Raw genomic sequence first — 21,040 nt, forward strand, 5'->3', positions numbered from 1 at the left:
GTGTGCTGCGCGTCCCAGTCCGCGCGGGCGTTGGCCCGGATGCGAATCGACAGCACGCGCGACCCGCATTCGGTCACGGCCTCCTCAATTTGGGTCTCCGCCTGGCCGCCCGAATTCGCCGACATCCAACGCGCGCCGCCGGACGGAGCGGAAACCCAACGGCCGCCGTCAGGCTGGCCGGCAGGCGCCCGCGGCTGATGGACCGGTACTTCCGGGCGAGCATCCGCTCGACCCGGATGAATCCGACTTCGACCGCGATTCTGGCAAGTTCCGAGCGGAGCGCGGCGACGTCTCGGTCGTGATGTCGGGTGGTTGAGCGCGGCATCGGCCAAGCCCCAGCTAACGGACTAAAAGCCTCCACGCCGCCGCGCGCATTGCCACTACAATCCTAACGCTCGGGGCTGTCCTCCGCAGGAACTTCGTCAGTGAGCACCGCGTGTCTCGCCGCGATCGCCAAGACATAATTCCGTTTGGCGGCCGCAATCAGGGTCGCGATCTGCGCGGCGCTTCGCGCTTGCCGGATGACGAGGCTGGTGGCGACCTCGGGATGGGTTCGACGCTGCTTTGGGCGTCGCGCATGGTTCGAGAGGCGGAGCGTGGCGCGCTCGCCCTGAAGCGCGAGATAGAAGCTATCACCACGTTCGTTCCGGGCGACGATGGCGAAGCCCTCCGCCTCCAGGAGTCGCGCAGCCAGAGCCAGAGCGGCCGATGGGGGGAGGGTACTCACGGTCCCGCAGGCTCGATCGTGCCGAGGCTGCGCCGGCCAAGCGCCCGCGCCTTCAGCGCCAGCGCCGGCCGCTCGATCCCGTACCAGGACAGGGCCGCCACCGGCAGCGTCAGCGCGAGGGCAGGCGCGAGCAGGGCGAGGCCGGACGGGTCGGGCCAGAGGGCATGCAGGCTCTGCTGGACCGGCCAGCCGTAGAGATAGATCCCGTAGGACAGGTCGGCTTTTGGATCGAACAGGTCGCGCGCCATCGGTCCGAGTGCCAGCCATACGGCGCCGTAGGCCTCGGCGAGGAACAGCAGCGCCGGGTAAGCCGGCGTCCGGGCGAGGACCACGGTCGCCACAACCAGGCAGGCGAGGGCGGCGCCCGACACAAGCAGGCGGTCACGCCAGAGATACAGGCAGGCCCCGGCCGAGAAGATCAACGGCAGGCGCAGCGCGGTCTCCAGCCCTTTGGGCAGCTCCGCGCCACGCAGAGCTACGGCTGCCGTCAGGGCAATGGCGAGCCCCGCGAGGATCAGGAGCGCCGGGATCCGCCGGCCGAGGAGGCCGCAGAGGGCGGCGACCAAGACCCCGAGGTAGCAGAAAACCTCGTATTTCAGGGTCCAGATCGTGCCGAGCGGTGCCCGGTAGGGATTCGCCTCGAAGACGCCGGGCAGGGCGGCGTTGCTCTTGAAGGTCGTCAGGGTGCCGCGCATGAACGACCAGAGGCCGGGCTCGCGCAGGTATTCGGCCAGCGGCAGGCGCGTCATCGCGGCCCCGAGGACCAGCGATACGAGAAGCGTCGCGGCGACGAAGCCCGGAAGGATCCGCAACGTCCGGGCGAGGGCGTAGTCGCGGATGCCGCGCCGGTCGCAGCTCATGGTGACCAGGAAGCCCGAGACCGCGAAGAAGCCGTTCACCGCATGCTCGCCCAGCGTGTAGCCGGTAAGCGCCGCCAGAGGCTCGTCGCCGGCGGCCCCGGTGGCGACGCTGAAGGCGTGCGAGACGACCACCGCCAGCGCCAAAGCCAGGCGCAGGCCGGTGAAGCCGTTGCGGCCCCTGTCGAGTGCGTCCGCGATCGTGGGGCCAGCCATCAGCGCAGACCCTCGCGGGCGAGGGCGTCCTGCCCGCGCAGGAAGGCGAGGGCGCCGGAAGCGGAGCCGCCATAGCGCTCGAGGCCCGACCGGCGCAGGACCAGGGCCGAGAGCGCGGCCTTCGGCAGGTTGGTCATGAGATGCGACACGCTCGGGTCGGGCAGGCCGTATTTGCGGCTGACATAAGCCCGCGACCACGCCTGGTGCCAACGCGACCGGAAGATCCGGCCCGGCTCCTGCGCCGATGAGCGGCCGCGGCCGTGCAGCGCCTCGGCACCGTGGACGTGGATGAGGGCGCGCCCGGCATCGGCCACCCGCCGGCACAGGTCGTCATCCTCGTAGAACAGGAAGATGTTGTCGTCGAAGCCGCCGAGGTCGAGGAACAGGGTGCGCTCGACCATCAGGCAGGCCCCGGACAGGAACGGCGCGCAGGCATCGCCCTGGGGCAGCGCAAGGCGACCGCCGGGATTGGTCAGATACGGCGCCAGCAGCGAGCGCGCCTGGTAGAAGAAGCGCCCATCCGGCTCCATCAGGCGCGGCGCCAGCAGCCCCGCATCCGGCCAGGCCCGGGCTGCGGCGAGCAGGGCGTCCACCGCTCCTAGTCGCAGGACCACGTCCGGGTTGACGATCAGCACCCGGTCCGCGGTCTCGGCCGCGGCGACGCCGCGATTGTTGGCGCGGCCATAGCCCTCGTTGCGGGCGTTGCGGATCACCCGGGCACCGGCGGCTTCGGCGATTGCCGGGGAGCCGTCACGGCTCGCATTGTCCACGACGATGGCCGGCACGTGCTGCCGGGCCAGAGCCGCGAGGCAGGCCGGCAGCACCTCCGCGCTGTCGTGGGCGACCACGATGGCGACGAGGCCGACCATCGCGGGTCGGCCCGTCCAGGCCTTACGCCTTCTTCTCCGGCAGGTTCAGGCGGATATGCAGCTCGCGCAGCTGCTTGGGCGTGGCCTCGGCGGGGGCGCCCATCATCAGATCCTCGGCGCGCTGGTTCATCGGGAACAGCACCACCTCGCGGATGTTCGGCTCGTTGCACAGGAGCATGACGATGCGGTCGACTCCCGGGGCGATGCCGCCGTGCGGCGGGGCGCCCATGCGCAGGGCGTTCAGCATGCCGCCGAACTTCTGCTCCAGCACCTCGTGGCCGTAGCCCGCTATGGCGAAGGCCTTCTCCATCACGTCGGGGCGATGGTTGCGGATCGCGCCGGAGGACAGCTCGATGCCGTTGCAGACGATGTCGTACTGGAACGCCTTGATACCGAGGATTCTCTTCGTGACTTCGCCGTCCTGGCCTTCCGTGGCCAGGGCATCGAGGTCGAGGGCCAGGAATTCCTCGCGGTCGATGTTCGGCATCGAGAACGGGTTGTGGGAGAAGTCGATCCGCTTCTCCTCCTCGCTCCACTCGTACATCGGGAAGTCGGTGATCCAGCAGAAGGCGTACTGGTCCTTGTCGCACAGGCCCAGCTCGTCGCCGATCCGGATGCGGGCCTTGCCGGCCAGCGCCGCGGCCTTCGCCTCGGTGCCGGCGGAGAAGAACACCGCATCGCCGGCCTTGGCGCCGGTCTTCTGCGCGATCAGCGCCTGGACCTCGGCCGGGATGAACTTGGCGATCGGCCCCTTGCCGGTGAGCTGGCCGGCCTCCTCCTCGAACACCACGTAGCCCAGCCCGGGGGCACCCTCGGTGCGGGCCCAGTCGTTCAGCTTGTCGAAAAACGAGCGCGGCTGCGACGCGGCCCCGGTCGCGGGGATCGCCCGGACCACGCCGCCGGACGCGATCACGCCCTTGAACGCCTTGAACGCGACGTCGTCCCGCGCGAACTCGTCGGTCACGTCGGCGATGATGAGGGGATTGCGCAGGTCCGGCTTGTCGACGCCGTATTTCAGCATCGAATCCGCGAAGGTGATGCGCGGGAACGCCTTCGTGACGCGCTTGCCCTCGGCGAACTCTTCGAACACCCCGCGCAGGACCGGCTCCACCGCCTGGAACACGTCCTCCTGGGTGACGAAGCTCATCTCGATATCGAGCTGGTAGAACTCGCCCGGCGAGCGGTCGGCCCGGGCGTCCTCGTCGCGGAAGCAGGGGGCGATCTGGAAGTACCGGTCGAAGCCGGCGATCATCGTCAGCTGCTTGAACTGCTGCGGCGCCTGCGGGAGCGCGTAGAACTTGCCGGGATGGACCCGCGACGGCACGAGATAATCGCGCGCGCCTTCAGGGGACGAGGCGGTCAGGATCGGCGTCTGGAACTCGAAGAAGCCGCCGTCACGCATCCGCCGGCGCAGCGCGTCGATGATCGCCCCGCGCTTCATGATGTTGGCGTGGAGCTTGTCCCGGCGCAGGTCGAGGAAGCGGTAGCGGAGCCGCGTCTCCTCCGGGTATTCGAGATCGCCGAAGACCGGCAGCGGCAGCTCGCCGGCCGGGCCCAGCACTTCGAGGTCGTCGATATAGACCTCGACCGCCCCAGTCGGCAGCTCGGCGTTCTCCGTTCCGGCGGGCCGGGTGCGCACGCGCCCGTCGATCCGCACGACCCATTCCGAGCGCGCCACCTCGGCCGCCTTGAAGGCCGGGGAGTCGGAATCGACCACGCATTGCGTCAGCCCGTAATGGTCGCGCAGGTCGATGAACAGCACGCCGCCATGGTCGCGGATGCGATGGCACCAGCCGGAGAGCCGGACGGTCTGTCCGACGTCGGACGGGCGGAGCGCCCCGCAGGTGTGGGAACGGTAACGGTGCATGACGGGCTTCTTCTCTGGGAAGGCCGGCACCATTCACGCGAGGCCCCCCAAGTCAAGCATGGGCGGCTGGAATCCGGTGCCGGATCGGGCCGCCGACCTACCGGATCGAGCGGTCGATCCCCATATGATGTCTATGAGGCACAACGCTTTTTCCGATCCGAAGGGCCGCCCCGCCCGGCCCGTCGAAAGCCCGCCCGGCGCCTGGCGCACGCTGCCGCTCGATGGCCGTTTCGACCTCGTCTACGAGGACGCGACCGGCACGTGGAGCAACCGCTCGCTCTCGGCGCGCGAGCTGAAGCTCGGGCCGGGGCGCACCCTGCTGGGCGGTATCGACATGCGACACGGCGGTTATCGCGGCTTCCGGGTCGACCGGATCCGCCGCCTCACCGATGGGGCGACCGGTGAGCGCGTCGAGACCGGCATCCTGGACCGGCTGCTCGGGCGCGCCGAGGCCCAGCGCCGGGCCGACGCGGTGCGGATCCGCCGGCAGACCGAGGCGCGCCGGCGCGGCCCTGGCCGGCCCGGCGTAGACGGCGCGACGACGTTGACCGTGTGAAACATGGGGACCTTCGCGTCGGCGGCTCCCCATGACGGCGTCGGTTGCGTATAGCCGGATTCATGGACCTGATTACGACCACCGCCGCGCTGCACGACGTCTGCACGCGTCTCGCCGAGCAACCCTTCGTGACCGTCGACACGGAGTTCATGCGCGAGACGACGTACTACCCGAAACTGTGCCTGATCCAGATCGCGGCGCCGGACGGGACGGGCGTATTGGTCGATCCCCTGGCCACGGGCATCGACCTGCAGCCGTTCATTGACCTGATGGCGGACGAGCGGACCGTGAAGGTGTTCCACTCCGCCCGTCAGGACCTCGAGATCATCTGGCTGATGGGCGGGATCCTGCCGCAGCCGTTCTTCGACACCCAGGTCGCCGCCATGGTCTGCGGCTACGGCGACTCCGTGTCGTACGAGCAGCTCGTCAACGACGTCGCCAAGGCCAAGATCGACAAGTCCTCGCGCTTCACCGACTGGTCGCGCCGTCCGCTCTCGGAGGCCCAGCTCAGCTACGCCCTGTCCGACGTGACGCATCTGGTGAAGGTCTACGAGGTCCTCGTCGCCGAGCTCCTGCGCACGGATCGCGGCGCCTGGCTCGACGAGGAGATGGCGGTTCTCACCTCGCCGGAGACCTACCGGGCCGATCCCACGCAGGCCTGGCGGCGGCTGTCCGGCCGGATGCGCAAGCCCCGCGAGATCGCGGTGTTGATGGAGGTGGCGGCGTGGCGCGAGAGCGAGGCCCAGGCCCGCAACGTCCCGCGTGGCCGCGTGCTGAAGGATGAAGCCGTCATCGATGTCGCCTCCGCGGCGCCGCGCAACGCCGAGGCCCTGGGCCGGCTGCGCACGATCCCGGCCGGGTTCGAGCGCTCGCGCACCGGCACCGATATCCTGGCGGCGGTGGAACGCGGCCTCGCGCGGGATACCGGCGACATCCGCATGCCCGAGCGGATGCGCCGGAGCGGCGGCAACGGCGCGATCGTCGAGCTGCTGAAGGTTCTGCTGAAGGCGGTGTGCGAATCCGAGGCCGTGGCACCGAAGATCATCGCGACGGTCGACGATCTCGAAGCCATCGCGGATGACGACGCGGCCGAGGTGCCGGCGCTCCAGGGCTGGCGCAGAACCCTGTTCGGCGACAAGGCTCTGGCGCTCAAGCAAGGCCGCCTCGCGCTCTCCGTCGAGAGCGGGCGCATCGTGGTCCGGGAAGTGGAGCCGACGGGCGCCGCCGATCGGCCCGTCGCGCTCGGCTGATCGGGGCGCTCCTGCCTGGAGCGCCCTTCAGAGTCGGGCTTCCGGGACAGAGAACATCGACGGCGGGTCCGTAGCCGGGGCGCGCGCTCCTGCCGGCAACCCACTCGGTTTATCGGGCCAGCGCGTCACGAGGGCGTGACACGCCGCGGTGGCAGGATTAAGTGGCAAAGGCGATTGCCACTTAATCCTGCCACCGCGTCCCGCGTATGTTCGAGCCGAACGAGATTCTCACGACGCTGACCGGGCGCGGCCTCGTTACGGCCGAGGGGTGCGAAACCGTGCGGGTTCGCTACCGCGTCGTGGTGGAGCGCCGGCAAGGCGGTCTCTTCGCCTATGGCGATCTCCATGGCAGCCATGCCGGGCTGCGGCCGATCTGGCTCGAACCCGATGCGCAGCTGCGCCTCAAGACCGGTCGCCGCCTCGACATCTCGCTGACGGACCTCGTCGGCGATACCGCGGAGTTCGAGAGCACTGGCGCGGTCGGAGCCCTCTGACGGGCGGTCTCGGGCACAGATATCGGTCAACCATCGCGCAATACAGATTTGAGGCGAATCGCCCGCCCCGATTCCTCTGTTTTGCCGTCCGCCTTGATTCTGCGGCTTGCTGGCAGCGCGTGATCCGCTGAACGCTCGGCGTCCTGATTGTCCCGCTGCTCGAAACGGCAGGACGATTCGGCAATCACAGCATCGCGATCACCGCCATTCATTGCGTAGCCGGACAGCTTACAACCCATGCGGCGAGAGAACGCAGCACCCTCAACCTATGAAACAAGCGTCTGGTTTCCCCAGGGGGCGATTGCGCACCGCAACCCCGGGGGGGTCGGGCGGCGTGCCAGACGGACACAGGTCAAGACCAGCCTACGCAACCGAAGCATAGTTGAACGCGGCATTCTCGCGGGCTGTGCAAGACTTGCATGGGCGTGCGTCACGCGGACGCGAGATCGAACCGTAGACCTCCTGCCGCGCTTGTGCGCCGCAACATTTCTTTTCGCGCAGCAATGACATTCAACCGGACTTTGTCATGCGAAAAGAAGCTTTCACCGTGCCGTCAGGGTCGGAGAACAGCGAGTTGACGGCGCTCAAAAATCTCTTAAGGTCCGTTCAAGCTTCGGTTTCGAGGGGGCCGCCTCAGGGATGGCGGCTCCTGGCGAGGGGATCTTCTGGTCTCCTCAAGTCCGCTACGCCCGCTACCGAAGCGTCCATCCCTGTCGCAAACAGTCAGGTCGGGGTCCGAGCGACGCCACTCTCTCAGCGCGTCTGAAAGACTCTTAAGACTTGTCGGAGGAACCCATGAGAGCGGTACATCTCCTCGCGCTCGGCGCAGGTGTCGCGGCCATCGCCGCGCCGGCGCTGGCCAACGAAAGCGTCCTGAAGAGCATCGCCAACCCGGCGGAGCAAGCGCTTCAGACCGTCGACTACGCCAATACGCGCTATTCGAAGCTCGATCAGATCAACGCGTCGAACGTGAAGAACCTCCAGGTCGCCTGGACCTTCTCGACCGGCGTGCTGCGCGGCCACGAGGGCTCGCCGCTCGTGATCGGCAACATGATGTACGTCCATACGCCGTTCCCGAACATCGTGTACGCTCTCGACCTCGAGCACGAGGCCAAGATCGTCTGGAAGTACGAGCCGAAACAGGATCCGTCCGTGATCCCGGTCATGTGCTGTGACACGGTCAACCGCGGCCTCGCTTACGCCGACGGCGCCATCCTGCTGCACCAGGCCGACACCACCCTCGTGTCCCTCGACGCCAAGACCGGCAAGGTGAACTGGTCGGTCGTCAACGGGGACCCGAAGAAGGGCGAGACCAACACCGCCACGGTTCTGCCCGTGAAGGACAAGGTCATCGTCGGCATCTCGGGCGGCGAGTTCGGCGTGCAGTGCCACGTCACCGCTTACGACCTGAAGACCGGCAAGAAGGTGTGGCGCGGCTACTCCGAGGGCCCGGACGATCAGATGATCGTCGACCCGGAGAAGACCACCTCGCTCGGCAAGCCGATCGGCAAGGATTCCTCGCTGAAGACCTGGGAAGGCGATCAGTGGAAGACCGGCGGCGGCTGCACCTGGGGCTGGTTCTCGTACGATCCCAAGCTCGACCTGATGTACTACGGCTCGGGCAACCCCTCGACCTGGAACCCCAAGCAGCGTCCGGGCGACAACAAGTGGTCCATGACCATCTGGGCGCGTAACCCGGATACCGGCATGGCCAAGTGGGTCTACCAGATGACCCCGCACGACGAGTGGGACTACGACGGCATCAACGAGATGATCCTCACGGATCAGAAGATCGACGGCAAGGAGCAGCCGCTCCTGACCCACTTCGATCGTAACGGCTTCGGCTACACGCTGAACCGCGAGAACGGCGCCCTGCTGGTCGCCGAGAAGTTCGATCCGGCCGTCAACTGGGCGTCCAAGGTCGACATGGACAAGGGTTCGAAGAACTACGGCCGGCCGCTGGTCGTGTCGAAGTACTCGACCGAGCAGAACGGTGAGGACACCAACTCCAAGGGTATCTGCCCGGCGGCCCTCGGCACCAAGGATCAGCAGCCTGCTGCCTTCTCGCCGAAGACCAACCTGTTCTACGTGCCCACCAACCACGTCTGCATGGACTACGAGCCGTTCCGGGTGACCTACACCCCGGGCCAGCCCTACGTCGGTGCGACCCTGTCGATGTACCCGGCCCCGAACTCGCATGGCGGCATGGGTAACTTCATCGCCTGGGACGGCGTCAACGGTAAGATCAAGTGGTCCAACGCCGAGCAGTTCTCGGTCTGGTCCGGTGCTCTCGCCACCGCCGGTGACGTGGTGTTCTACGGGACCCTCGAGGGTTACCTGAAGGCGGTCGACGACAAGAGCGGCAAGGAGCTGTTCAAGTTCAAGACCCCGTCGGGCATCATCGGCAACGTGATGACCTACCAGCTCAAGGGCAAGCAGTACGTGGGCGTCCTCTCGGGCGTCGGCGGCTGGGCCGGCATCGGCCTCGCGGCCGGCCTGACCGACCCGAACGCCGGCCTCGGCGCGGTGGGTGGTTACGCGGCTCTGTCGCAGTACACCAACCTCGGTGGTCAGCTGACCGTCTTCGCTCTGCCGAACTAATCGGCCGCAGGGTCTCGGTAGCAAAATGGTGCCGGCGCGGGTTTCCGCGCCGGCATCCTTGTGATTAGAATTTGTTGTAAGAGGCTGCGGCTCAACGCGAGACGAAGGGCCTCGCTCTAGGGAGACTACACGTTGCACAACCTCAGCAACATCGTAACGCGGCCGGTTCTCGCCGCCCTCGCCCTAGCGACCGTTTCCGCGGTTGCCGTACATGCTGAGGATGCCAAGCCTGCCGATCCGGCGCTCGCCAATTCGCTCAACGCGAACGACAAGACCGCCGAGCAGGACCCCGCACTACTGAAGAAGAACGCCGCCGTTAAGGTCGAGGACGGCAAGTATCTCGATGCCGACGGCCATCCGACGTATCACGTCACCAACGACGGCAAGAAGCTCGACTGGTACACCTACTCCGGTTACCGCCGCTATCACGCCGAGTGCCACGTGTGCCACGGTCCCGACGGCATGGGCTCGACCTACGCGCCGGCGCTGAAGGACTCGCTGAAGACCCTCTCGTACGAGGAGTTCATCGGCATCCTGGTCGGCGGCAAGCAGGACGTGAGCGCGTCGGAGCAGAAGGTCATGCCCGCCTTCGGCGATAACAAGAACGTCATGTGCTACTCGGACGACCTCTACACCTACCTCAAGGCGCGCGCCGACGGCGCGGTGGGCCGCGTGCGTCCCTCCGAGCACGAGGACAAGCCCGAGGCCGCCCGGAAGGCCGAGAAGGAGTGCATGGGCGGCTGATGTCCTCCCCTGCATCGTCCTTCACCCGGACGCTCGCCCTCTGCGCCCTGTCGATGACGGTGGCGCAGGGGGCTGCCGCGCAGCACCTGCCGGACACGGTCACGACCGATGTGCTGCGCGTCTGCGGCGATCCCGGCAACATGCCGTTCTCCGAACGCAAGGAGGACGGCTTCGAGAACAAGATCGCGGCGATCATCGCCGACGAGCTGAAGGTCAAGCTCCGCTATTACTGGCTGACGCAAGGCCCGGGCTTCGTGCGCAACACGCTCGGCACCGGCCTGTGCGACCTGATCATCGGCCAGGCCTTCGGCAGCGACCTCGTCCAGACCACCAACCCGTATTACCGCTCGTCCTACACGCTGGTCACCCGGGCGGGTGAACTCGACGGGATCACCGCCCTCGACGACCCGCGGCTGAAGGGCAAGGCGATCGGCGTGATCGCCGGCACGCCGCCGGTGAACCGGATGGGCGATCTTGGCCTGGTCTCGACCATGAAGGCCTACGCGCCCTACCAGCTCGACCCCTCCCGCAAGTTCCAGACGGTGGGCGCCGAGATCATCGGGGCACTCGCCGCCAAGGACATCGACGCGGCCGTGCTGTGGGGACCGGCCGCCGGCTGGCTCGCCAAGCAATCCGGGACGCCGATGACGGTCGTCCCCCTCCTGAAGGAACCGCCACGTCCGCCGATGGCCTACCGGATCGCCATGGGCGTGCGGCTCGGCGAGAACGACTGGAAACGCTCGCTGAACACCGTCCTGCGCAAGCGCAAGGCCGATATCGACAAGGTGCTGCGCGAGTACGACGTGCCGCTCCTCGACGACGAGGAGAGCAAGCTCGCCGAGCCGAACGAGCGCTGAGCGGGTTCAGGCCCGCTCGATCCCGCTCCGGTCGAGCTTTGCCAACGCATCGACGACCCGCTCGCCACCGATCACGAGATCGGGGGCGATCTCGGCCAGCGGCACCAGAACGAACGCCCGCTCGCGCACATGCCGGTGCGGCAGCACGAGCCGGTCGTCGTCGACGGCCGCGCCCTCATAAGCCAGGACGTCGATATCGATCACCCGGGGCCCCCAGCGCTCCTCGCGAATGCGTCCGAGCGCGTGCTCGACGGCCAGGCACGCATCGAGCAGGCCGTGCGGGTCGAGGTCGGTGTCCACAGCCACCGCGCCGTTGAGGAACCAGGGCTGATCGGTCTTGCCCCAGGGCGGCGTCCGGTAATCGGCCGAGCGGGCGACCACCCGGATACCCGGCGTGGCGCCGAGCCCCGCAACCGCGCGGTCCAGCATCGCGGCCATGTCGCCGATATTGCTGCCGATGCCCAGGTAGGCTCTCACGCGTTCTCTCCGCGGTGCCGCATGATCTCGATGCTGACACCGTCCAGGATCGCCGGGACCGGCGCGCTCGGCTTGTCGACCCGCACCGTGATCGATTCGACCGCGCCGAAGCGCTCAAGAATCGTGGCCGCGATCGCCTCGGCCAGAGCCTCGATCAGGTTGAAGCGCCGCTCCGTGGCGATATCCACGGCGATCTGCGTGAGATCCGCGTAGCTCACCGTGTGGGCGACGTCGTCCGAGCGGCCGGCCGGCGCGAGATCGAGTCGCGCATCCAACGAAATATAGAAGCGCTGGCCGAGCACCGCCTCCTCGGGCAGCACGCCGTGGCGGCCGAACACCGCGATGCGCGCGACCCCGATCCGGTCCGTGCTCATCGGGCCTCCGGGCGCATCACTGCGTCGACCACCCGCATCGCATCGATATGGGCGGCGACATCGTGCACCCGGACGATGTCGGCCCCCAGGGTCGCCGCGAGGGTGTGGGCCGCCAGGGATCCATGGAGACGGTCCGCCGGCCGGGTCTCGCGATCGTGCAGGCGGCCGAGCAGCGACTTGCGGGACACGCCGACCAAGACGGGGAAACCGAGGGCCCGGATCTCGGGCAGGCGCCGGAGCGCCTCGAGGTGCTGCGACCAGGTCTTGCCGAAGCCCACGCCGGGATCGAGCACGATGTCGCGGTCCGGAATGCCCGCCCGGCGGGCGATGTCCAGCGAGCGCTCGAAGAAGGCCCGCATGTCGGCAACGATGTCGAGGTCGGCGTCGATGGTCTCGCGGTTGTGCATGATCACGACCGGCGCGCCATGCGCGGCCGCCACCGTGGCGATGTCGGGCTCGCGCTGGAGGCCCCAGACGTCGTTGACGATGCGGGCCCCGGCTTCGAGGGCGACGCGGGCCGTGGAGGCCTTGTAGGTGTCGATCGAGATCGGGACCGTCAGACGGGGCGCTACGGCCCGGATCACCGGCAGGACGCGGGCCTGCTCCTCCTCGGCCGGGACGGGAACGTGGCCGGGCCGGGTCGACTCGCCGCCGATATCGAGGATCGCGGCACCCTCGGCCACGAGGCGCTCGGCCTGGGCGACGGCTTCGGCCTCGCCGGTGAACAGGCCGCCGTCGGAAAAGGAGTCGGGCGTGACGTTGAGGATGCCCATGACCAGCGTGCGCGACCCGAGGCCGGGCAACAGGTCGGACAGGCCGGGGGAGGGGGGCACGGATCGGGTCCCGTTCTCAGGAGCGGTTCGGGACCCGGTGTGATCGAAACCACAGGCCAGCGCAACGCCGACCGTCACCGTCGCGTCATCAGCCGCGATAGCAGCGGATTTCCGCCTCGGCCTGGGCGCGCCGAAGATCCGCGACCTTGTCGTCGAAGATCTTGGTGGACTTGAACTCGTTCGCCCGGTTGCCGATGCCCTGGCGCATGGACAGGACCGTGCTGGCCTGGACGTACTTGTCGTAGGGCAGGATCGCGGCGAGCTGGTCGAGCGAGCAGGAGCAGCGCTGCATGCTCTCGCGGGTCTGGCCGTTGGCGGCCATGCAGCCGAAGACGTAATCGACCCGCGCATCGGTGGGATAATCGTTCTCGTCCGCCGCCCAACCGGCGATGGCCGAGAGGGACAGGGCGAAGGCGGCCAGCGCGCCGCGTTCAGCCAGCTTTCTGATCATAGCTCAGCTTCTCCTCAAGCAATTCGCCACCCTCGGCATTCTTCGACTGCGCCTCGATGGAGACGATCTGGCCGGGAACCTCCGGGGACGTGATGAAGGTGTAGGTCATCTTGTCCATGCCGCGCATGCGCTGTTCCATGGCATCCTTGGCGAAGGGCTGGATCTCGACCCGCCAGCCATCGACTTCGCGTCCGCCCACCGTGACCTTGGTCGGCGTCACGGCCGCGCCCTCGCGCAGACCCTTGCGGATCGCGAGCTTCAGGTAACGCGGATTCGCCTCCAGGACCTTCGCCAGCGAGCGCAGATGGTTCTCGAGGAAGAGCGAGACCACCGGGTTGCCGCTCATATCCTCGAAGGGCCCGGCCGGCATCCGGTTCATGCCGGAGAACATCGTCACGCTGATGTCTCGCCCCTCGGGGCTCTTCCCGGGCTCCAGCTTGAGCGTGACCGTATCCGAGAGCGGCGGGCCGAAAGGTCCCTTGGAGATGCCCGACCGGCGCAGGTAATCGTACGTGATCGTCGAACCGGGGGCGGCATTCTTCATATGCGGCTGGTCGAACAGGAGATCGGCTGCGCTGGGCGGAGCCGCCGCGTTGACCTGGGTGACCGCTCCGGGCTTGGGCGCATCCTCGGCAAGCGCCGGCATCGCGGCCAGCACCAGCGCGACGGCTGTCGTGGCGAGAAGCTTCACGAGTTGACTTCCTCCTTGAACGGCGACCGGACGTTGCTGCCGATCGTCCGATAAACGTAATCCGGCGGGGTCTCGGCCGCCTCCTCGACGGCGAGCGCCCGCACCTTGGCGTGGAGCGGCGAGAGCGAGCAAGCCGGGTCCGTGGCCGCGGCATCGCCGGCGAGCGCCAGGGCCTGGCACCGGCAGCCACCCCAATCCTTCTCCCGCCGGTCACAGGAGCGACAGGGCTCCTGCATCCAGTCGGTCCCGCGATAGGCAGTGAAGGCCGGGGAGTCCCGCCAGATCTCGCCGAGGGAGTGCTCGGTGACGTGCCAGAATTCGAGGCCCGGGATCGTCTCGGCCGCGTGGCAGGGCAGGACCTTGCCCTGGGGCGTGACGTTCATGAGCTTGCGGCCCCAGCCGCCGGCACAAGCCTTCGGGTATTTCGCGTAGTAATCCGGCACCACGAGGTCGATGACGAGCTGACCCTTAAGGCGCTCGCGCGCGGCCTCGACGATCCGGATCGAGGCATCGACCTGTGCCTTGTCCGGCATCAGGGCGGCGCGGTTGACGTAGGCCCACCCGTAATACTGCGTGTGCGCCACTTCGAGCCGCTTGGCGCCCATCTTCACGGCGAGGTCGATGAAGCCCTCGACCTCGTGAATGTTACCGCGGTGGATGACGGAGTTCAGCGTCAGCGGCAGACCGAGCTCGACCACCTTGGCGGCGAATTCGAATTTCTGCGGCTGTGCGTTTTTGAGGCCGCCGATCTTCTCCGCATTCTGCGCATCGACGCCCTGGACCGAGAGCTGCACGTGGTCGAGCCCGACATCGTAGAGCGCCTGAAGCTTGGATAGCGCGCCGCCGACCCCGGAGGTGATCAGGTTCGAGTAGAGCCCGAGATCCGCGCAGGTCTTGGTGATCTCGACGATGTCGTTGCGGGCGGTCGGCTCGCCGCCCGACAGGTGAACGTGAAGCACGCCGAGGCCGGACGCCTCGGTCAGGACGCGCTGCCAGGTCGAAGTGTCGAGCTCGCCGGACCGGCGATCGAGCTCCAGCGGATTCGAGCAATAGGGGCAGCGCAGCGGGCAGCGATGGGTCAGCTCGGCGAGCAGACCGACCGGCGCCGGCACGTCCGGCCGGTTCGGCGTCAGTGCGTTCATCGCTCCAGGACCCGTTTCTCCGCCAAGCCGTCCAGCATCACGAGGATGTCGGCTTCGATGGCGCGCGGGTCGGCCGCATAGGTCCGACCCAATTCATCGGCGATCGCCGCGACGGTGCGGTTGCCGTCCACCAGCTTGAGCACCGCCACGGCGTTGTCGTCGAGGTCGAAGGTCCGCTCGGGGGCGAGCAGGACGTGTTTGCCGCGGGTCTCGTCGTGGCGCAGGCGGACGCCGCGCGGCAGGCGCGGCCGATCCCCGGCGACCATCTTGCGGACACCGGATGCCGCCTGAGACGCAGGCGCCTCGGCGACCAGCCCGGTCCCCGGCGTCCAGGCATCCGGCGGGATCATCCCAGGGGCGACATAGGCGAAGTAGAGGGCGTCGAGCTGCGTCCAGAGCACGTTGCACTTGAACGTCAGCGCGGCCATCGCCTGACGCTGCAGCTCGGGCGTCGTCGCGTGCGTCTTCACGTAGTCGAGGGCGAAGTCGGCGTCGCGCGGCGCCTGGGTGAGGCGCTTGTCGAAATAGGCCAGCGTGTCCTTGGTGATGAAGTCGTAGTTCTTCAGCATTCCGGCGACGCGCTCGGAGATGATGGTCGGCGAGAACATCTCCGTCAGCGACGAGGCGATCGCCTCGAGCAGGCTCTTCTCGGCGACGAAATGGACATAGGCCTCGACGGAGAACTTCGTCGCCGAGAGGATGCCCCGGGTCGAGAGGACGTAGTCGCGCTCGAAGCCGACGCCCTCGGCGAGCTTCAGCCAGCGCTCGATCCCGCCGTCGCCGGGATGGTCGCCGTCGTGATCGACGATGCGCTGCCGCCAGATCCGGCGCAGGGACGCGTCGGTCATACGCGCGAGGACGGCGGCGTCCTTCACCGGGATCATCGCCTGGTAGTAGTAGCGGTTGAGCGCCCAGGCCCGGACCTGATCCTTCGAGAGCTTGCCGTCGTGCAGGAGCCGGTGGAACGGGTGCAGGTTGTGGTACCGCCGCGCGCCGATGTCGCGGAGCGCCGCCTCCAGCTCGTCCGGGCTCAGGAGGCGCTGGCTGTCAGCAGCATCGGGGGTCGGGAAGACTGCGTTCATGGCGTTTCCGGAATCCGTCCTCGGGTCGCGTTTCCTGTATTCCGATCCCGCCCTGGCTGAGGGCGTCGTCGTCATCCCAAAACCGGTCGCTGCCTTTCGAGACGAGACCCCGGTCGGGTGAATATCCGGGCTTGGTCTCGATATAGTGCCGACCGGGCCCGCACCCAACCGCTGGTCGAATGTGCCTCAGAGGGCGAGGCTCAGCCCGTCATGGCCCACTGTCCAACCGGCCGCCTCGACATCGGCCCGTTCCGGCGAGCCCTCGACCAGGACCGGGTTGGTGTTGTTGATGTGGACGAAAACCCGACGCCCGATCGCTGTGCCGGCCAGGGCGTCGATCGAACCGTTCGCGCCGCGCATCGGGACATGGCCCATGCGCCAGCCGGTCTTCGTGCCGACCCCGGCCCGGATCATGTCGTCGTCGTGCAGGACGGTGCCGTCGAACAGCAGGGCGTCCACGCCAGCGATCCGGTCGCGCAGGCCGTCCGTGACTCGGGCGCAACCGGGGATGTAGGCGAGACGACGGCCATTCGCCTCGATCAGGGCGCCCACGGTGGTCTCCGTTTCGGCGCCGATCTCCATGGTCTCGTCTTCGAGCCAGAGCGGCACCTTGCCGGGTACCGGGAACAGCGTGACCGACAGGCCGGGCAGGGGCTCGAAACGCCGGTCCATGGCGACCGCCTGCCGGGCGACGACGCCCTCGGCCATCACGTCGAATACGCGGTTGGCGTTGACCGAATCCAGGATGCCGCGGGTGGCGTAGAGCGTGTAGGGCTGGCCCTCGCGCAGGGTCAGGAGGCCCGCCACATGGTCCACGTCCCCGTTGGTCAGGAGGACCGACCGGATCGGCGAGTGTCGCAATCCCTCCTGGGGATGCATCTGGGGATTGTCGAAAAGCTGCTGCCGGATATCAGGCGACGCGTTGATCAGCAGCCAGTCGGTTCCGTTTGCGGAGACCGCGATGCTCGACTGCGTCCGGGGTCGCACCCGGTCGGGCTCGGACCGCGCTAAAGCGCAGATGGGGCAGCGGCAATTCCACTGGGGAAGGCCGCCGCCGGCCGCGGAGCCGAGGATCACGACGCGCATGGTGCGGTTCCCGCGATCCCCGGCCCCTGGAAACTCAGTTGAAGGTGTCGATCTCAGCGGACTCGTAGCTGGTCACTTCCATGCCGACGCAGATCTCGGACACAACGGGGGCAGCCCACTTCATGGTGTTTCTCCTTGGCGGTATCCTCACCAAGCGTCACGGGTTCCTAAGAGGCCCCTAAGACACTGATGGCGCTCTGGTTTCCGGCGCGCACTCGATATCGGCGATTCAGCTGCGGTCTTCAAGCACTAACTTGCCGGATCCTCCCAAATTTTTCGTGAGACTCCACCTAAATGCCCGGCGCCGCGTCGGAAACGTTACCGAATTCGACTTAAGTATAGTCGGTCATTGACGGAAGTCGGGACCGCGCAGCTCGAGCATGAAGCCCTTGCCCCGGACGGTGACCAATCCCGGGCCGCCAAAGCGCACGAAGTCGGCCATCTTGGAGCGCAGATAGCCGATATAGACGTCCACCACGTTGAGCGAGAGGCCGCCCTGGCTGGCCCAGAGACGGTCGAAGATGTCCGCCCGGGACACCGGCTTGCCGATGCTCTCCATCAGCATGGCGAGCAGGTCGGCCTCCCGGGGGGTCAGGCGCGCGCTGGCCTCGCCGCAGCTCGCCTGGCGGGTGTCGAGATCGAGCATCAGCCGGCCGGCGGTGATGCGCGAGCGCGGCGCCTCGGCCTGCTCCCGCCGCATCAGATGCGTGCGCAGCCGCGCCACCAGCTCGTCGAACACGAACGGCTTGACGATGTAGTCGTCGGCGCCGAGCGCCAGCCCCTCAGCGCGGTCGCGGATCTCGTCGCGGGCGGACAGGAACAGGATCGCGCCCGGGAAGCCACCCTCGCGCAGCGACCGGCAGACATCGTGCCCGGACCCGTCCGGCAGGTTGATGTCGAGCAGGACTGCGCCGGGCGCGGGATCGTGGGCGGCCTTCAGCGCCTCGTCGACGCAGGCGGCGGTGCCGACCTCGAACCCCTCGGCTTCCAGGCCGCGGGCCAGAAGGCCCCGGATATCGATATCGTCCTCGACGATCAGGATCCGCGTCATGCGGCCGGCTCCCTCACCTGCGCGTCGCCGGCCGCGTTCCCGACCGTGCCGATCTCCCATGCCGGATCGAGCGCCGGCATGTCCAGGCTGACCCGCGCGCCACGCCCGTCCGGGCCGGCGCCGAGGCGGATGATGCCGCCATGCTGCTCGACGATCCAGCGCGCCAGGGCGAGCCCGATGCCGAAGCCGGTCTCGTCCGGGCTCGCCCCGGCACCGCGCCGGAACCGCTCGAACAGCTCGGCCTCGGAGGCGCCGAAACCCGGGCCGTCATCCGTGACGGTGATCCGGGCGCGAGCGCCAGGCTCGGCCGACAGCGCGACCTCGACCCGGGTCAGCCCCTTCGCGTGGCGCAGGGCATTGTCCACCAGGCTCTCGACGGTCTGGCGCAGCCACTCGCGGTCGGCCAAGCACTCGACGTCCTGGCTGCCGGGATCGAGGCTGAGCGCTACCCGGCGGCGGGCGGCCTCGGAGCCCATGTTGTCGACGGCCTCCGCGAGCACCGAGGCGAGGCCCAGGGGACGCTTGTCGAACTCGATCTCGCCGGATTCGGAGCGGGCGACGCGCAGCAGGTCCTCTACGCGCAGCTTCAGCCGCTGCGCCCGCTTGCGGATCGTCGTGAAGACCGGCCCCGGATCGGCGCCCCGGGACACGCCGCGCAGGGCGAGATCGCATTCGCCCAGGATCACGGTGAGCGGCGTGCGCAGCTCGTGGCTGACATCGGCGAAGAAGCGCCGTCGCGAGCGGTCCACGGTCTCGAGCCGGGCATTGGCCGCGCGCAGATCCGCGGTGCGCGCCGCCACCGTATCCTCCAGCGCCGCCCGGTCGGCCGCGACCCGGGATTCGCGACGGGCGAGCCGCGCGGCCATGCGGTTGACGTTGGTCATCAGCAGGCCGAGTTCGTCGCGGGTCGCCACCGAGAGGCGGGTGTCGAGGGCGCCGTGGCCGATGGCGCTCGCGGCCCGCCGGACCTCCTCGATCCGCGCCAGGGTCGGCCGGGTCACACCGCGATACAGCACCGCCAGCAGCACCAGGGCGGCCGCGACCGCGGAGGCCGCCGCCACACGCAGCCGTGCCGAGAGGGCCCGCGCCTGCTCGGACCCCAGCGCCATGCTGCGCCGCTCGGCCTCGATCAGGAACGAGAGCGGCTGGCCGGTCATCGCCCCGAAGCCGTTGAGCGCGCCCTTGATCGCGTCCTGGCGCTTCTCCGGCTCGGTCTGACGGTTGATCCGGGCCACCTGCCGGTCGAGCACGACCCGGGCGGCGCGCAGCTGCGCCATCGGCCGAGTCCGCGCGGCGTATTGCATGCGGTCGGCCGGGTCGTCGCTCGGTGGGAAGCTCTGCGCGAGCGCCTCGTCCACCGTGGTCAGCGCCCGGTCGGCATTGTCGCGGGCAATCGCCATCGCCTCGGGCTGCCCGTCGGGATTGCCCACGGTCTCGACCGCCGCCAGGCCGAACTGGGTCAGGCGGCCGGACAGTTCGGCGAGCAGTTCCAGGCGTCGCTGCGCCTCCAGCGTACGGTCGACGGTGCGCTCGGCGGCCGCGATCGAGGCCAGAGCCGCGATGGCCGCCAGCATCACCACGACGGCGGTGCCGCCGAGCAGCAGCGCGAAGCGGAGCTTCAGCGAGCGCATCGGCCCCATCCCGGAGGGAAGCGCCGCGCGCGGTTGCCGCGCGCCGTCACAGATTCTTCGGCAGGCTGCCGCGCGCGGCGCAGCGCCAGCGCTCGACATGCCAATCCGGATGGGCGGCCTGCCAGGTCGCCAGCGCGCTCTGCGAATGGCGCAGGCAGATGAACGGATTCGAGCCCTCGTAGGACATCTCGATCCGGTCCTCGCGGCAGGTCGAGGGCTGGGCGACGAGGCAGATGGACAGAAGCAGGAGCATGGGCGTCTCCCTCGTGCATCATCCGGATCGACGGTGACCGTCTCTCGGCGCGGATGATGCAGAGCCTTGCCGGCCTCGTGCGGGCCGGCTTGGGCAGAGCATATGCCGCGCGCGGCCGCTCTGCCCAGAGCGGCGTCAGGACGCGACCCAGATCTCGCCCTTGGCGATGGTGGCGAGGTCGCCGGAATAGCGGCGCAGCGGCCGGCCGAGCAGCGCGGCATGCTCCGCGCTCAGGCCCGACAGGGATTTCGCCAGGAGCTTCAGGAACACGAGGTCGTGCGTCCCGGTCTCCACGAAGGTCGGCGACAGCCGCCCATGCGACCCGACCAGCAGGGTCCCGCGGCGCATGCCGTAGCCCGGATTGTCGCCCACCGCGAGCGCCGCCAGGGTCCCGGCGATCATCCGCGAGCCGGCATAGGCGCCGGCCCGGCCTGCCAGAAGAAGCCCGCGCCGCATCCGGTCGCCGAGATGGGCACCGGCCGTCCCGCGGATGATCAGTGTCGCGCCGTCGAGACCGGCCTTGGCCGCGTAGACGGCCCCGCCGGCATAATCGCCGGCATCGCCCTCGATCGTGATCGTACCGCCGGTGGCGCCGGCACCTGCATAGGGGCCGGCATGGCCCGCCACGGTCAGGCTGCCGCCGGCCATGCCCTCGCCGAGGCGCTGGCCGACATCGCCGGTGACGCGGATCGCGCCCTCGGACAGGGCGGCGCCGACCCGGTCGAGGCGCTCATGGCCGCCCTCGATGGTCAGGGTGTCGGAGCCGTCCAGCGCAACCGTGAAGCAATCGCCGAGACGCATACCGGTGCGGGTCGTCCCGACCTCGAGGCGCTCGGCCTCGGCCTGGGACAGGCGGCTGAGTGCCAGCGGGTTGATGTTGAGGAAGTCGAGCCGCTCGGGGGGGGCCGCGCGCAGGGTGAGGGTGCTCAAG

At 68.6% G+C, this 21,040-nt stretch carries 24 protein-coding genes; 6 read left to right on the forward strand and 18 right to left on the reverse strand.

What is annotated here, in order from left to right; translation table 11 throughout:
• Positions 1 to 388: 388 nt before the first annotated feature.
• The 4 genes from WYO_RS16160 to aspS are packed head-to-tail and all read right to left on the reverse strand — an operon-like array spanning position 389 to position 4,536.
• Positions 389 to 727 carry a hypothetical protein gene (locus WYO_RS16160; protein ID WP_007564393.1) on the reverse strand — a complete coding sequence of 113 codons (339 nt, stop codon included), beginning with the start codon at positions 725 to 727 and terminating at the stop codon, positions 389 to 391.
• Positions 724 to 1,800 carry an acyltransferase gene (locus tag WYO_RS16165; RefSeq protein ID WP_007564395.1) on the reverse strand — a complete coding sequence of 359 codons (1,077 nt, stop codon included), beginning with the start codon at positions 1,798 to 1,800 and terminating at the stop codon, positions 724 to 726. The genes WYO_RS16160 and WYO_RS16165 overlap by 4 nt, the downstream gene beginning before the upstream one ends.
• Entirely contained in the window at positions 1,800 to 2,669 is an 870-nt protein-coding gene (locus WYO_RS16170; RefSeq protein ID WP_007564398.1) for a glycosyltransferase family 2 protein, read from the reverse strand. The genes WYO_RS16165 and WYO_RS16170 overlap by 1 nt, the downstream gene beginning before the upstream one ends.
• 22 nt (positions 2,670 to 2,691) lie before the next feature.
• The gene (gene aspS / locus WYO_RS16175) at positions 2,692 to 4,536 is read right to left on the reverse strand and encodes an aspartate--tRNA ligase (protein ID WP_039903117.1); all 1,845 of its coding nucleotides are present in this window, start codon (positions 4,534 to 4,536) and stop codon (positions 2,692 to 2,694) included.
• Between the two features lie 133 nt (positions 4,537 to 4,669).
• On the opposite strand from aspS, the gene WYO_RS16180 reads away from it, so the two are divergent.
• The 3 genes from WYO_RS16180 to WYO_RS16190 all read left to right on the forward strand — a co-directional run bounded on the left by WYO_RS16180 (position 4,670) and on the right by WYO_RS16190 (position 6,836).
• On the forward strand, positions 4,670 to 5,092 hold the full coding sequence (locus WYO_RS16180) for a hypothetical protein (RefSeq protein WP_052311424.1): 423 nt from the start codon (positions 4,670 to 4,672) through the stop codon (positions 5,090 to 5,092).
• A 62-nt stretch (positions 5,093 to 5,154) separates the two neighbouring features.
• Entirely contained in the window at positions 5,155 to 6,342 is a 1,188-nt protein-coding gene (gene rnd / locus WYO_RS16185; protein ID WP_007564404.1) for a ribonuclease D, read from the forward strand.
• Between the two features lie 206 nt (positions 6,343 to 6,548).
• Positions 6,549 to 6,836: a hypothetical protein gene (locus WYO_RS16190; RefSeq protein ID WP_007564406.1), complete on the forward strand. Its 288-nt coding sequence runs from the start codon at positions 6,549 to 6,551 to the stop codon at positions 6,834 to 6,836.
• Positions 6,837 to 6,862: 26 nt separating this feature from the next.
• On the opposite strand, the gene WYO_RS30975 is transcribed toward WYO_RS16190, so the two are convergent.
• The gene (locus WYO_RS30975) at positions 6,863 to 7,075 is read right to left on the reverse strand and encodes a hypothetical protein (protein WP_128755019.1); all 213 of its coding nucleotides are present in this window, start codon (positions 7,073 to 7,075) and stop codon (positions 6,863 to 6,865) included.
• Positions 7,076 to 7,631: 556 nt separating this feature from the next.
• On the opposite strand from WYO_RS30975, the gene xoxF1 reads away from it, so the two are divergent.
• The 3 genes from xoxF1 (at position 7,632) to xoxJ (ending at position 11,038) form a co-directional block, all read left to right on the forward strand.
• Positions 7,632 to 9,437: a lanthanide-dependent methanol dehydrogenase XoxF1 gene (gene xoxF1, locus WYO_RS16195; RefSeq protein ID WP_007564409.1), complete on the forward strand. Its 1,806-nt coding sequence runs from the start codon at positions 7,632 to 7,634 to the stop codon at positions 9,435 to 9,437.
• Between the two features lie 132 nt (positions 9,438 to 9,569).
• Entirely contained in the window at positions 9,570 to 10,181 is a 612-nt protein-coding gene (locus WYO_RS16200) for a c-type cytochrome, methanol metabolism-related (protein WP_007564411.1), read from the forward strand.
• Complete coding sequence (xoxJ, locus tag WYO_RS16205) at positions 10,181 to 11,038, forward strand: rare earth element methanol dehydrogenase accessory protein XoxJ (RefSeq protein ID WP_007564413.1); 858 nt, start codon at positions 10,181 to 10,183, stop codon at positions 11,036 to 11,038. The genes WYO_RS16200 and xoxJ overlap by 1 nt, the downstream gene beginning before the upstream one ends.
• A 6-nt stretch (positions 11,039 to 11,044) precedes the next feature.
• Here xoxJ and folK read toward each other — a convergent pair whose 3' ends face one another.
• The 13 genes from folK to WYO_RS16270 form a co-directional block, all read right to left on the reverse strand.
• Positions 11,045 to 11,515 (reverse strand): 2-amino-4-hydroxy-6-hydroxymethyldihydropteridine diphosphokinase, encoded by a 471-nt coding sequence (gene folK, locus WYO_RS16210; protein ID WP_007564415.1) that lies wholly within the window; start codon positions 11,513 to 11,515, stop codon positions 11,045 to 11,047.
• On the reverse strand, positions 11,512 to 11,889 hold the full coding sequence (folB, locus tag WYO_RS16215; protein WP_007564417.1) for a dihydroneopterin aldolase: 378 nt from the start codon (positions 11,887 to 11,889) through the stop codon (positions 11,512 to 11,514). Before folB ends, folK begins: the two co-directional genes overlap by 4 nt.
• The gene (gene folP, locus WYO_RS16220) at positions 11,886 to 12,722 is read right to left on the reverse strand and encodes a dihydropteroate synthase (protein WP_007564419.1); all 837 of its coding nucleotides are present in this window, start codon (positions 12,720 to 12,722) and stop codon (positions 11,886 to 11,888) included. Before folP ends, folB begins: the two co-directional genes overlap by 4 nt.
• A gap of 88 nt (positions 12,723 to 12,810) precedes the next feature.
• Entirely contained in the window at positions 12,811 to 13,173 is a 363-nt protein-coding gene (locus tag WYO_RS16225) for a hypothetical protein (RefSeq protein WP_007564421.1), read from the reverse strand.
• A complete protein-coding gene (locus WYO_RS16230; protein WP_007564423.1) occupies positions 13,154 to 13,864 on the reverse strand; it encodes a hypothetical protein in 711 nt (236 codons plus the stop codon). The genes WYO_RS16225 and WYO_RS16230 overlap by 20 nt, the downstream gene beginning before the upstream one ends.
• Complete coding sequence (gene pqqE / locus WYO_RS16235) at positions 13,861 to 15,006, reverse strand: pyrroloquinoline quinone biosynthesis protein PqqE (RefSeq protein WP_007564425.1); 1,146 nt, start codon at positions 15,004 to 15,006, stop codon at positions 13,861 to 13,863. Before pqqE ends, WYO_RS16230 begins: the two co-directional genes overlap by 4 nt.
• Positions 15,003 to 16,088, reverse strand: coding sequence for a pyrroloquinoline-quinone synthase PqqC (pqqC, locus tag WYO_RS16240; protein ID WP_007564427.1), 1,086 nt, complete (start codon positions 16,086 to 16,088; stop codon positions 15,003 to 15,005). The genes pqqE and pqqC overlap by 4 nt, the downstream gene beginning before the upstream one ends.
• 186 nt (positions 16,089 to 16,274) lie before the next feature.
• Positions 16,275 to 17,174, reverse strand: a complete 900-nt coding sequence (gene pqqB / locus WYO_RS16245; protein ID WP_007564429.1) for a pyrroloquinoline quinone biosynthesis protein PqqB — start codon at positions 17,172 to 17,174, stop codon at positions 16,275 to 16,277.
• Between the two features lie 34 nt (positions 17,175 to 17,208).
• Positions 17,209 to 17,298, reverse strand: a complete 90-nt coding sequence (gene pqqA / locus WYO_RS16250; protein ID WP_007564431.1) for a pyrroloquinoline quinone precursor peptide PqqA — start codon at positions 17,296 to 17,298, stop codon at positions 17,209 to 17,211.
• A gap of 222 nt (positions 17,299 to 17,520) precedes the next feature.
• The gene (locus WYO_RS16255) at positions 17,521 to 18,225 is read right to left on the reverse strand and encodes a response regulator transcription factor (protein ID WP_007564433.1); all 705 of its coding nucleotides are present in this window, start codon (positions 18,223 to 18,225) and stop codon (positions 17,521 to 17,523) included.
• Positions 18,222 to 19,856 (reverse strand): ATP-binding protein, encoded by a 1,635-nt coding sequence (locus WYO_RS16260; RefSeq protein ID WP_007564435.1) that lies wholly within the window; start codon positions 19,854 to 19,856, stop codon positions 18,222 to 18,224. Before WYO_RS16260 ends, WYO_RS16255 begins: the two co-directional genes overlap by 4 nt.
• A 46-nt stretch (positions 19,857 to 19,902) precedes the next feature.
• Entirely contained in the window at positions 19,903 to 20,109 is a 207-nt protein-coding gene (locus WYO_RS16265; protein ID WP_007564437.1) for a hypothetical protein, read from the reverse strand.
• Between the two features lie 135 nt (positions 20,110 to 20,244).
• On the reverse strand, positions 20,245 to 21,039 hold the full coding sequence (locus tag WYO_RS16270) for a formylmethanofuran dehydrogenase subunit C (protein ID WP_007564439.1): 795 nt from the start codon (positions 21,037 to 21,039) through the stop codon (positions 20,245 to 20,247).
• Between the last annotated feature and the right edge of the window lies 1 nt (position 21,040).

The sequence above is a fragment of the Methylobacterium sp. GXF4 genome (assembly GCF_000272495.1).
In the GTDB taxonomy this organism is placed as follows: domain Bacteria; phylum Pseudomonadota; class Alphaproteobacteria; order Rhizobiales; family Beijerinckiaceae; genus Methylobacterium; species Methylobacterium brachiatum.